This is a genomic window from Parabacteroides sp. ASF519, assembly GCF_000364265.2.
In the GTDB taxonomy this organism is placed as follows: domain Bacteria; phylum Bacteroidota; class Bacteroidia; order Bacteroidales; family Tannerellaceae; genus Parabacteroides; species Parabacteroides goldsteinii.
In genome coordinates this window covers 1,648,035-1,660,147 of record NZ_AQFV02000006.1, presented here as the reverse complement: position 1 = coordinate 1,660,147, position 12,113 = coordinate 1,648,035, and the positions used below count along the sequence as shown (strand labels likewise).

At 41.6% G+C, this 12,113-nt stretch carries 8 protein-coding genes; all 8 read right to left on the bottom strand.

Annotation, left to right across the window (positions count from 1 at the left end):
- Window position 1: 1 nt before the first annotated feature.
- Window positions 2-1,885, bottom strand: a complete 1,884-nt coding sequence (locus C825_RS06495; RefSeq protein WP_007655107.1) for a RagB/SusD family nutrient uptake outer membrane protein — start codon at window positions 1,883-1,885, stop codon at window positions 2-4.
- Between the two features lie 17 nt (window positions 1,886-1,902).
- On the bottom strand, window positions 1,903-5,433 hold the full coding sequence (locus tag C825_RS06490) for a SusC/RagA family TonB-linked outer membrane protein (RefSeq protein WP_010801894.1): 3,531 nt from the start codon (window positions 5,431-5,433) through the stop codon (window positions 1,903-1,905).
- 55 nt (window positions 5,434-5,488) lie between these two features.
- Window positions 5,489-6,619 (bottom strand): FecR family protein, encoded by a 1,131-nt coding sequence (locus tag C825_RS06485; protein WP_010801893.1) that lies wholly within the window; start codon window positions 6,617-6,619, stop codon window positions 5,489-5,491.
- 144 nt (window positions 6,620-6,763) lie between these two features.
- Window positions 6,764-7,318 (bottom strand): RNA polymerase sigma-70 factor, encoded by a 555-nt coding sequence (locus tag C825_RS06480; RefSeq protein ID WP_224263527.1) that lies wholly within the window; start codon window positions 7,316-7,318, stop codon window positions 6,764-6,766.
- 474 nt (window positions 7,319-7,792) lie between these two features.
- Window positions 7,793-9,283 (bottom strand): histidine ammonia-lyase, encoded by a 1,491-nt coding sequence (gene hutH / locus C825_RS06475; RefSeq protein ID WP_010801892.1) that lies wholly within the window; start codon window positions 9,281-9,283, stop codon window positions 7,793-7,795.
- A gap of 1 nt (window position 9,284) precedes the next feature.
- Window positions 9,285-9,908 carry a cyclodeaminase/cyclohydrolase family protein gene (locus C825_RS06470; RefSeq protein WP_010801891.1) on the bottom strand — a complete coding sequence of 208 codons (624 nt, stop codon included), beginning with the start codon at window positions 9,906-9,908 and terminating at the stop codon, window positions 9,285-9,287.
- Window positions 9,909-9,950: 42 nt separating this feature from the next.
- On the bottom strand, window positions 9,951-11,201 hold the full coding sequence (hutI, locus tag C825_RS06465) for an imidazolonepropionase (RefSeq protein WP_007655114.1): 1,251 nt from the start codon (window positions 11,199-11,201) through the stop codon (window positions 9,951-9,953).
- Window positions 11,202-11,204: 3 nt separating this feature from the next.
- On the bottom strand, window positions 11,205-12,110 hold the full coding sequence (gene ftcD / locus C825_RS06460) for a glutamate formimidoyltransferase (protein WP_010801890.1): 906 nt from the start codon (window positions 12,108-12,110) through the stop codon (window positions 11,205-11,207).
- Between the last annotated feature and the right edge of the window lie 3 nt (window positions 12,111-12,113).

Here is a 12,113-nt window from a genome sequence, read left to right as displayed (position 1 = left end):
CTTACCAGCCGGGGTTCTGTACCAGGGAAGGACAACGCTTCAGTTCTTCCTGTAAAATCGGCCATAAATACGATTTGGGAGCACTAAACACACGGTTATCTTCTACAACGAAACGCTCCATACGATATTTTTTTCCATTAACCTCTATTTTTCCATTAGGATCTTCTACCGGTTTCATCCCATGAGACTGACGCTGATCTTTCGGATATGGCCATTCCGAAGCTTTTACATTGGAGGTCGTGTTATAATCTCCAGGTTGGAGATAAAGACGGGCAACCCAATAACGATTATTTTCATAAAATAACTCTACGCGACGTTCACGTTGAATATATTCTTCCATCAATTCTTTATCCGATTTTGCAGCCGGTGGCATTGGCGCCATAAAAGAACGGTCACGAACCTTGTTAATCAAATTATAAATTTCATCATTAGGACCTGTCAGATTATTAACGGCCTCACAATAGATATAAATGAATTCCGGTAAGCGCCAAATAGCCGGTCCGTTAATAGTATGGCCACCATGACCACGATCCCAACCATCTTTATAGAACTTTCTCAAATAATACCCCGTATGAGAAGCCTGATCCAAATAACTCCCCCCGACCGCATCATTACCTTCAGCTGTATTCAACTGGTTACCTCCATACCAGGAACCATGATAACGAATATCACGATACAAACGAGGATCACGTTGAATGCCCTCATAAGGATTGCCATCATCGTATCCATCTTTTTCTGCATGATTGCAATAGATAGGATAACCATATCCATCCGGAGCAATATATTCATATTCATCAACCTGTTCCTGCAAAGGTCGTTGACGGGCATGACCTCCTTGTGACGGAGGCAATACGTCGCCGGACCAGCCCGTATCTTTATCTCTTGTTACGAACCAAACCCATTCATCCTGGATAGCATTCATATCATACATCATCTGCCACAAACGTTGCTGGACTTTTTTATTATTCGTATCAGTTTTACCATCAACATCTCTGAAGTCATCCTTTGTATAGGTTTCGTATAATTTATAACGTAAAGAGCCGTCCTCTTTTGTGCACTCCAATACAGCCTTAGCTGCATCTCTTGCCAATTCCCAACGTTTCTGGTCATAACCGTATTCGGACTTGAAGATACGATTATCATTCGGTAAATTACCACCATTCCAAAGAGGTGTAGCTGCAAGCCAACGAGCCATAGCTTTCAAGCCCAAACATGCTCCTTTATCGACACGACCGAAGTATTGTCCTCCATTCCAACTATCAACACGATTATAAGCCGAATCAGCATCTGCACAGATTTTTTCAACCATCGAATGGAACGATTCTTTCTCAAAAGTCATATCATCCCCCGGATTTATTACACGATTGACATAAACAGCTTCACCATAAGAACGGATCAAAAGTAAATGCAAATAACCTCTCAAAAAATAAACTTCACCAATACGCCTTTTTAAATCTCCCGTTCGTCCATCCTGCGGATTATCCGGTGTATTGTATTTTGCAATACCTTCCAATATTATATTAGAAGAGCGAATAGTAGAATACAAATCATCCCAGTATTGTCCTGCGCTACTGCCAGAGGGCATTCCTTGAGAAGGACCATAATTACCTGTATGAAATTGATGTGGAATTGCCCCTTCATGGCTACTTGCACTACATTCATCCGAAATACTCGACAAACCGAAATGATTAAAGTAAATCAATGGATGCTGTGCATATTTTGCATGTGCATATAAGTCGGTAACCAATGACTCGACTTTATCATAACGTGTGAAAACTTGCTGTTCTGTCGTTTTGTCATCCGGAGTACGGTCTAAATAATCATCACAGGATGTCACACATAATAATCCTACAACCAAGCCGGCTAATATATATAATTTCTTCATTGTCGTTTGTTATTAAATTAATAAGTAATATCAACACCAAAATTGAATATGCGCTGGATAGGATACCAAGCACCGTTTCCATTATTTGTTTCAGGATCAACATCCACATGATCCAACCCATCAAAAGTAAGCAGGTTCATGCCTTGTACATAAAAACGAACATTCTGCAACCCGGCAAAGCGAATAGCACTTTTGGGTAAAGTATATCCAATCTCAACATTCTTCAAACGCAAATAAGAAGCATTATATAAGAATAAGCTACTGTTCTCATTCTTATTATTGTCATTCTTTCCAATTGTCAAACGAGGATAAGTTGCAAAATCTTTGCTTTCTTCAGTCCACCGGTTCATGTGCATCGGTTTTACCTTACCAATCTGGTCATTATCATACTGTGGGAAATCCCATACACCTGCACCGTTCAACAAAATGCTTGAGTTGGCAGCTCCCTGAAATAACAGACTCAAGTCAAAACCTTTATACTGGAGACCAAGAGGAATACCAAATTGAATTTCCGGTGTACGAGGATTTCCCATCGCACGACGGTCATGTTCGTCATCTATTTTTCCGTCTCCATTCAAATCTTTATAAACTACATCACCTGGATATAACGTTCCCCAAGGTTGGAAACCTTCCCCGTTATTCATAGAGTTCAAACGATCAGCTTCCGCCTGGTCATACACGAAATGGTCTACTTCATAAACAAAATATTCATCAATACGTTTTCCGGTATTTGCACGCCAGTCATTATCATACGATACTTCATTCATGAATTTGATCTTATTTCGTGCAAATGTGAAATTTGGCTTGATATAATAACGGAAATCATCTCCTATACTACCATTCCAGCCGATCTCAAAGTCTATACCTCTATTATCCACAATACCTGAGTTAACAAATGGTGCATCCTTTCCGACTATTCCTGGATATCCCAATTTTCCGGAATTACTTAAGTTAGTTATAATATCAAAACGATGTTCATAAAAATAATCAGCTGAGAAAGTCAGACGTTCATTAAAGAAAGAAGCGTCAATACCAATATTCAACTTACGTGCTTTTTCCCAAGTTAAATTCGGATTCGCAAAATTCCCCTCTTTCAACCCGTTGTATCCATTTCCGAATTCATTCACACCATACGAATAACCGTCTCCTCCCTGAAAAAATTGCAAATAAGCAAAACGGTCATCATTATTATCAGAAATTTTATCACTACCAACTAAACCATAAGAAGCTCTCAATTTAAGATTGCTCAACCATTTATCAGTTCCCTTCATAAATTTTTCCCGGGAAATAACCCATCCGATAGATCCGGCAGGAAATGTTCCGTATCGTTTACCCGGTGCAAAGTTTTCAGAACCGTTATATCCAATATTGAACTCTGCCAAATATTTATTCTGAAAAGCGTATGTCGCTCTTGCTGTCAGCCCCTGATAACGATAAGCAACACGGTTATCATAACTCCGGTTTGAACGATTTAACAAAACCATAGCCGTAATATCATGATCATTAAATGTACGTGCGTAATCTAGTTTTAACTGATAATAGGTCTTACTTTCAGCTGCATTATGGCTAAATGTATTCTCTATTGTCTCATCTTTGTCATACCAAGGATTTCCTAATATATATTTACCCGTATAATTCGGATTATTCATATAAAATGAACCGTAACTACCTTCTGCTGGCTGGAATGTAGCATATTTAGTAAACTCCATATAACCATCTTTATTGACACCTAGTTTCCGATTGACCCAGTTACCTTCAGAGGCATCATAAGAGAAAACTCCTTCAATTTTCAATCCTTTTGTTATAAAATCAAGTTTATGTCCGATTGCAAATGATCCGTTCAGATAAGTTTTCTTCTCAATCAGATATCCGGTTCTTGATAACTCTCCTAAAATATTTTTACGATGCCTATAATCCCCATACAACATGCCGTATGGATTATTCAATACATAATCTTCATTGTCAGGATTATCATTTTCAGGTACTGTTATCGGCAAATAAGGAGGCAACGTATTACATAAACTAACAACTGTAGATGCTGTTGTTCCCGGAGCATGACGATCCGTAATACGAGCGCCTAAATCTACCCGCACATAAAAATCTTTTGTAATATCGACATCGACATTTGCACGGAAGTTATAACGCTTAAACCTAGCCTGAGTATCGTGTTCCGTCAAATCTGTATGCTCATAGTTTCCATCCTGAGAATAATAATTAGCCATCACATAATAACGCGCACGCTCAGAACCTCCTCGGATAGACAAACTATAATCCTGTTGAATTCCCGGTTTAAACGCATAATCAAAATAGTCCCAGTTATAGCCTAAACCGTCAGAATTATCTCCTTTAGCCATTCTGTAATTGTTAATAGCATCCTGCGTAAACAACTCAAGTTTTGAAGGATCTGTTCTGGGATTACTATTTATCATAGCTTCATTATATAAGGTTGCATAATCCGCAGATCCTAAATAAGTAGGAAATTTAACCGGAGCATTTGTCCCTACCGATGCCTTAAAATTCACACTAGGCTTTTCAGAAGCTTTACCACGTTTAGTCGTAACAATGATAACACCGTTAGCACCACGAACACCATAAGGAGCAGTTGCAGAAGCATCCTTCAAAATTGTAAAAGTCTCGATTTCTTCAGGAGCCAGATAACTCATGTCGCGTTCAACACCATCTACAATGACAATCGGAGATTTGTCTCCATATGTACCCATACCACGGATACGTATCTCTGCTCCATCCACACCTGGTTCACCACCACCAAACTGATTAGCCATCAAACCAGGCATTCTACCCGCCAGGGCATTATTCAGGTTTGCGGTCGGGCTTTGCTTTAAATCTTTGGTAGTTATGGTCGATATAGACCCAGTAATTGTTGCTTTTTTCTGAGTAGTATAACCTATGACAACAACTTCTTCCAAAGCTTTAGTATCTTCCACCAGTGTAATTTTTAGAGTATTTCGTCCATTTATCTGTACCTCCTGAGGTTGATAACCGATATAAGAAAAAATCAAACTAGCTCCTGAATAAGGGGCAGTAATTTCAAAATTACCATCCATGTCAGATATAACACCTGTCATAGTTCCTTTTACCATAATATTTACACCAGCCAAAGGACCTGTAACATCAGAAACACTACCTTTTACCTTAAAACCTTCTTGAGCGACTACAGTGACTGCCGGTTGTACTTTCTCCACAGGGTACAATATAACCTGCCCATTTTCCACTTTATACGAGCAATTCTGATTAAGAAGCAAAATATGTAAAGCATCTTCCAATGAAATTTTTTTGGAATTAAGATTTACAACCGCCTCATCATTCAACACATTGTTCGAATAAATAATACTCACTCCCGCTTGTTCCTGAAGTTGTTCCAGAGCATCCTTCAATGTAGTATTATTGAAGGATAAACTTACCTGTGACTTTAATACATTGGCATACATTGTCAATGAAACACAACTACACAAACCTACAACCAGGAACCTTCTCCAGGATGCTCGTCCGCATGGACCAGCTTTACTAGTGCTTGTCTTCTTTCTCATAATGATAGATTCTTTTTGTTAAACAATAATTTTTTAATTACATAGGCTTTCATAATCATTTCTCTTTTATTTGGTATAACTTTTGTTTTTGAGAATTATAACCCGGAATAAGAATCCTCATCAGAACATTCATTGTCTCTTCCGGCGTACTTTTCAAATCCAGATTACCCGATATTTGATATTTGAGGTATTTAGAATCAAGAATTTCTATTTTTATATTATAAGATTTCTCTAACCGATGGATTACTTTATCCAAAGGCTCACGATTAAATCGGAGTCTCCCTTCAATCCAGGAAATGTAATCCCTGGTATCTACTGTTTTCAGCTCATCCTGTCCGGAATCCGGATCATAACCATAATATTGGTTCGGGATAAGTTCTATTTTGCCGGTATTACTTTCCAAACCGATTTTACCAGTCACCAATACCGCTTCAAACAGGCTTTGCCTTTTATCGACCGATACATTAAACTTCGTCCCCAATACTTCCACTGCTTTATAAGCCGTTTGCACAACAAATTTCCGCCGTGCTTCTTTCGATACTTCAAAATAGGCCTCACCATCCAGGTAAACTTCACGTTTATCTTTGGCAAACACAGCCGGATAGACTAATGACGAACCAGAATTGAGATACACTTTGGAACCATCAGCCAGAATCAAAGTGGAACGCTTCCCGTAAGGAACACGGATCATATTCAAATGATCAAGATTCTCCTTCTCCCCGGGAACAGCCACTGTATCATTAATCAGGATTTGTCCTTTTTTATCATACGTAACAACAATCGAAGTATCAGACAATTCTATCTCCTTATCATTGTTGACAGTCAGAGTAATCTCTTTTTTATCTTCAATTCCGGCCAGGACTTTTTCATATTCACTAAGATTTCTTTCATTCAAAGGGGAGATAATAAATAACAGGACAGCCACAACAGCACAAACAACCGCAGCGGCATAAGGTAATAGCCGATACCGTTTGCGGCTTATTTCTTTCATTATCTTCCGGACATCTTCCGGGCTTACTTTTTCTGTACGGTCTGAATGATCAATTCCAATAGAAGCATGTACAGCCTGCATTTGACAGAAAACAGCCTTGTTCTCTTCAGTTGCCTCAATCCAGCGCAGAACTTCACGCGCTTCTTCTATTGTGCACTGTCTTTCTATAAATCGTATAACTAAATCGTTGTTCATAATCTATCTTTTGATACCAGACAGAGGAGGAACAACTTTTTTTAATTTTACCCTAGTAGAAAATGGAGATTTTTTTCACTTTTTGGTAAGTTTTTTCATAGCAACACCATAAAACTTTGATAATCAGACATACAAACAATACAATTATTTTTTCAATCCTATATACAAAATCAAAAAAATAATAGGAATGAGATATTCTTTGGACAGATCATCTCTCAAATGACTCAGGGCCTTGTTGATATGAAACTCGACAGCTTTAACCGTTATACACTGACTTTCGGCTATCTCTTTGTTTTTGAAACCGTCATAACGGCTCATCATAAAAATATCTCTTGTACGTGCAGATAATTTCGATAATGAAGCTTCTATAGCCGATGCCAACTCTTTTGTCATCAGTATTTCCAACGAATCATTTTCCAAAACGTAAACATTACTTCTTTGATAAATAGCAAACTCATTTAAATCATTAATCTCGACCTGCTCCAATTGTAAACCTTTCAAATAATTAAAACATTTATTCCGGCATATCACCATTAAATAAGTTATTAGACAGGTCTCTTTGTCCAATTTTTCCCGTTGTTTCCACAAAACAAGGAAAGTATCCTGCACAATCTCTTTGGCCACCTCTCTATCCAATACATAAATCTGGGCGAACTTATGTAAACGGGGCCAATAAGATTCTACAATACTTTTAAACATTTGCTCATTACTATTTCTTAATTGCCGTATGCTTATATCCATCAGAAAGCGTCTACTTAGAATTCTATTACACAATCAAAGCCAAAAATATAAATACAAACCTCTGTAACAGTGGATTTTCTTTATATGAAAATATTGAATGACTAGAAAAAACGATCGTTTTTTCTAGTCACGATTTTAGCTGTTTTTGAGTAAAAGAAGACACCTGATTTATGAGCGTATTTCTAAGTATAAAATGCAATGAATCAGTCGTTTTTTCTTTTTATAAACATCTATAAATAAAAAAATGTGAGTACCTTCGCGGTGACTAAAAAAAACGATCGTTTTTTTTAGTCAGTTAAATTCTCATAAAAAATTAGAGCCGAAGCTTTATATTCAAAAGCTTCGGCTCTACAATCAGGCCATATCCACACGGATAATTCAGAAACAAAGGTCTCTCAAAACATATAGCTGAACTATCTACGATCAGCGTAACTACAACGGATACCTCCGAAGGAAAGCCACCGTACGATGGATCTCCGTGTACATTACAATATCATCCTCTATGAAAGGGACCTCCTTCCGGAAGTCTCTCAGGAATTTTTCAAGGACAGGTGAAGTCCTGGCCGGACGGCGGAACTCCATTCCTTGTGCCGCATTCATTAATTCAATCGCCAGGATATGATCGAGATTATCCATTACCTTGAATAGTTTGGTTGCAGCATTGGCTCCCATGCTGACATGATCTTCCTGACCATTGCTGGATACGATCGAATCGCTGCTGGCGGCATAACAATACATCTTATTCTGGCTGACCATGCTTGCAGCAGCATATTGCGGGATCATAAAACCAGAGTTTAGTCCGGGATTGGCTACAAGAAATTCCGGTAAACCGCGAAGTCCCATGATCAATTGGGCGACACGGCGTTCGGATATATTTCCTAATTCAGCCAAAGCGATGGCCAGAAAGTCGAAAGAAATGGCCAATGGCTGACCATGGAAATTACCACCCGAGATGATCTTGTCTTCTTCCGGGAAGATGGTCGGATTATCCGTCACCGAATTAATCTCCGTAAGCAATACGCCGGAAACATAATTGATCGCATCCTTTGTCGCTCCGTGAACCTGCGGGATACAACGGAAGGAATAAGGGTCCTGCACATGCTCCTTTTTCCGGTTGATCAGTTCGCTTCCCTCCAACAACCGGCGGAAAGCTGCTCCCGTTTCAATCTGTCCCGGATGAGGACGCATCTGCTGGATACAATCCATAAAAGGATCGATACGACCGTCGAAGGCTTCCAAAGACAAGGCCGCTATCGTATCCGCCTTTTGGGAAAGACGAAAAGCACGCATCAGGGCAAAAACGCCATTTGCACTCATAAACTGTGTTCCATTCAGTAAAGCCAGTCCCTCTTTACTTTTCAGGCGTACGGGCTTCCAGGCAAACTCATCCAATACGCTGATCGCTTCGCGCTTCTTTCCTTTATAATAAACATCTCCCACTCCGATCAGCGGCAGGAAGAGATTCGCCAACGGAGCCAGATCGCCGGAAGCTCCCAGGGAGCCCCGGTCATAAACGATCGGCAGAACATCATTATTGAAGAAATCGAGGATACGTTGTACGGTAATAACCTGTACACCGCTATGGCCCAAAGACAAAGCATGTGCTTTCAGCAGCATCATCAACCGGACAATGACGGGACTCACCTCGTCACCGACACTACAGGCATGGCTTTTCACCAGGTTTTCCTGTAAGGTACTCAGTTCGTCGGGCGAGATATTTTTATTGCATAACGAGCCGAAGCCGGTTGTAATGCCATAAAGCGGACCATCCTGTTGTTCGATTTTCCGGTCCAGGTAATCGCGGCAACGCTGGATGCGTTCGCGCACTTCCTGGCTTAACTCGAGCTTCATGTTCTGAGTCAGGATCAACTCAATGCTGTCGAATGTCAGCGGTTCGGAACCTACATAATAGACATTGCTCATGTTATACTATTGTTTTAACCCAATCCAGTAACTTCGTTTCAATACGGATCGCTTCCGATTCCAGATGGTCGGCTTTCACTTTCATCTGCTTTACAAAAGCTTCGTCTTTGATGGAAGCCAGGTTGATACGTACGTTCAGCAGGGCTCCCAAGACACAGGTACGGGCAGTCATCATGGCAACACAAGCATCGGTAACGGCATTCCGGTTTCCTTTATGTGCCACATAAATGACGGTTTCCATCACAGACGCGATCTCTTCGGCAACCTGCATAGGAACAATAGCCGCCTCTTTCGTGGCATCTTCAATGGCCTGGGCACGTTCGACGATCTGCTCTTCCGTTTCTTTCGGAAGTTTAAAGGCGGCAAACACACGATCGTAGGCTTCACTGTCACGGTCGATGTCGCGGATCAGGCGCTCACGGATCAGGGCCGCTTCCGTAGCTATCGTTTTCATCTGCCCTTCCACATCGGCATACTTCTTTTTCCCGATGGTCAGGTTGGCGACCATCTCCGTCAATGCGGTAGCGATAGCACCGTTTAAGGCTGAAATACTTCCGCCGCCCGGAACCGGTGCGTTACTGGCTGTTTCCGCCAGAAATTCTTTAATTGTCAAGTCTACAAGCATGGTATTTATATTTAAGGTATTAAACAATGAATAAACTGTTTCTCAAATCATATAAATGATTCCGTCCTTAATCACCGTATCCACGATATTCATTCCCACATTATAAGGAAGGAATTTATAGGACGGATATTTCAGCAGGATCAGGTCGGCCTTCTTTCCTACATCTATGCTGCCGATCTTATTAGCACGCCCCAGAGCCGCCGCCCCGTTAATCGTCAAAGCGGTAACCGCCTCTTCCGGAGTCAGTTTCATCTGAATACACGCCAAAGCGAATAGCATCGGGATAGAACAGGAAAAACAACTGCCGGGATTATAATCGGTAGCCAGCGCAACTGCACAACCGGCGTCAATCATCTCACGGCCACGGGCATAAGGTTCGTTCAACGAAAAGGCGGTGAGCGGAAGCAAGGTGGCAATCACCCCGCTGCGTGCCAACCGTTGGATGCCTTCATCCGAAGCGTGCAGCAAATGATCGGCACTGACAACCTTCAGACGGGCCGCCAGTTCCGTACCTCCAATAGATACGATCTCATCGGCATGCATCTTCAACTTAAACCGCTGACTTCTGGCGGCACGTAACAAACGTTCACTCTGTTTTACCGAGAATACTCCCTGTTCACAAAAAACATCACAGAAAGTAACCGTTCTCTCCAGACGAAGTTCCGGCAGGACCTGTTCGATCATATAAGTAATGTAATCATCCGTCTGATGAGTATATTCAGGGGGAACGGCATGAGCTCCCAAATAAGTAGACACGACATCGACCGGATGTTCCTCGTTGAGGTCTGCCATTACACGCAACTGCATCAGTTCGGTTTCGAAATCAAGACCATATCCACTCTTCCCTTCCACCGTCGTTACGCCCATGTCCAACATTTCGTCGAGCCGTTCATAACCGATACTCCACAGTTGCTCGAAATCACGTTCACGGGTGGCATTGACCGTATTGACTATACCACCGCCACGCTCCATGATCGACATATAGCTGTCGCCTTTCAACCGCCAGGAAAACTCTTCTTCACGATAACCACCGAAAATAAAATGGGTATGACTATCCACAAACCCGGGAAGCAATGCCCTTCCACTGGCATCGATTTCCAGGTATTCGTCCGGATCTACCTGACGTACTATTTCTTTTGTCGGACCGACATGCGTTATAACACCTTCGGAAACAACCACTGCTCCATCTTCTATAATATGGAGATCAGACATTGCCGTCCCTCTTTTTGCTTCAAAACCGGAACAGGTTACAACTTGCGATGCGTTCCTTATCAGTAATTTATCTCCTTTCATGTTTTATTCCATTATTCTAGCTTCTAACACCTGGTTCATGGAAAAGTTTTCCAACCCTAAATAGAAAGAAGCTGTATCAATCAATGCTTCCATCGGAACCAATCCGATAATCTCACTACCTACAACCGCAACACCATAACGGCGAGCCTCTATCTTCACCAGTTCAAAAGCGCGGTACAAGGCCGTACGAGTATAGTCGGTCATATTAATCGAGACCTGCACGATACCCCGTTCTTTCAGTTCGACTCCCATTGCTTTACAATAACGAAGACCGCCGCCGATAAAACGGATCTTACGGGCAATGTCGCTGGCAATATTCAAATCGGCCGTACCCAGGTTGACGTTATAGGCAACAAGCGGCATACGGGCACCAACGGCAACCGTACCGGCTGTCGGGTGGCGCTCCGCCGGTCCGAAATCCGGCTGCCATTCTGCTAGTTTAATCTTCTCAGCCATCCCTTCGAACTCACCTTTCCTGACTGCTGCCAGATTCTCCCTGTGAGGGGCGGTTGCCGACTTCTCATATAAAAACACAGGGACCTGGTATAAGGTTGCAATCTGTTCACCAACTTCTTTAGATAAAGCAATCGCTTCATCCATTGCACATCCTTTGATCGGGATGAACGGGATCACATCGACAGCTCCCATCCGCGGATGTTGCCCGACATGCCGGTTCAGGTCTATCAAAGCGACCGCCTGTCCTACAGCCTCCAACAGGGCGGCTTTCAACGCCTCCGGTTCACCGACTACAGTAACGACCAGGCGGTTATGATCTTCATCATTGCTATAATCCAACAGTTTTACTCCTTGCCTGGCTCTGAACGGCTCAATAATCTTTTCTATCTTCCCTAAGTCCCTACCTTCACTAAAATTGGGGACACACTCCATAATTTTATTCCAACTACTCATAAA

Coding starts and splice junctions, on each gene's coding strand:
- C825_RS06495 (WP_007655107.1), bottom strand. CDS start 1,885: ATGAAGAAATTATATATATTAGCCGGCTTGGTTGTAGGATTATTATGT.
- C825_RS06490 (WP_010801894.1), bottom strand. CDS start 5,433: ATGAGAAAGAAGACAAGCACTAGTAAAGCTGGTCCATGCGGACGAGCA.
- C825_RS06485 (WP_010801893.1), bottom strand. CDS start 6,619: ATGAACAACGATTTAGTTATACGATTTATAGAAAGACAGTGCACAATA.
- C825_RS06480 (WP_224263527.1), bottom strand. CDS start 7,318: ATGTTTAAAAGTATTGTAGAATCTTATTGGCCCCGTTTACATAAGTTC.
- hutH (WP_010801892.1), bottom strand. CDS start 9,283: ATGAGCAATGTCTATTATGTAGGTTCCGAACCGCTGACATTCGACAGC.
- C825_RS06470 (WP_010801891.1), bottom strand. CDS start 9,908: ATGCTTGTAGACTTGACAATTAAAGAATTTCTGGCGGAAACAGCCAGT.
- hutI (WP_007655114.1), bottom strand. CDS start 11,201: ATGAAAGGAGATAAATTACTGATAAGGAACGCATCGCAAGTTGTAACC.
- ftcD (WP_010801890.1), bottom strand. CDS start 12,110: ATGAGTAGTTGGAATAAAATTATGGAGTGTGTCCCCAATTTTAGTGAA.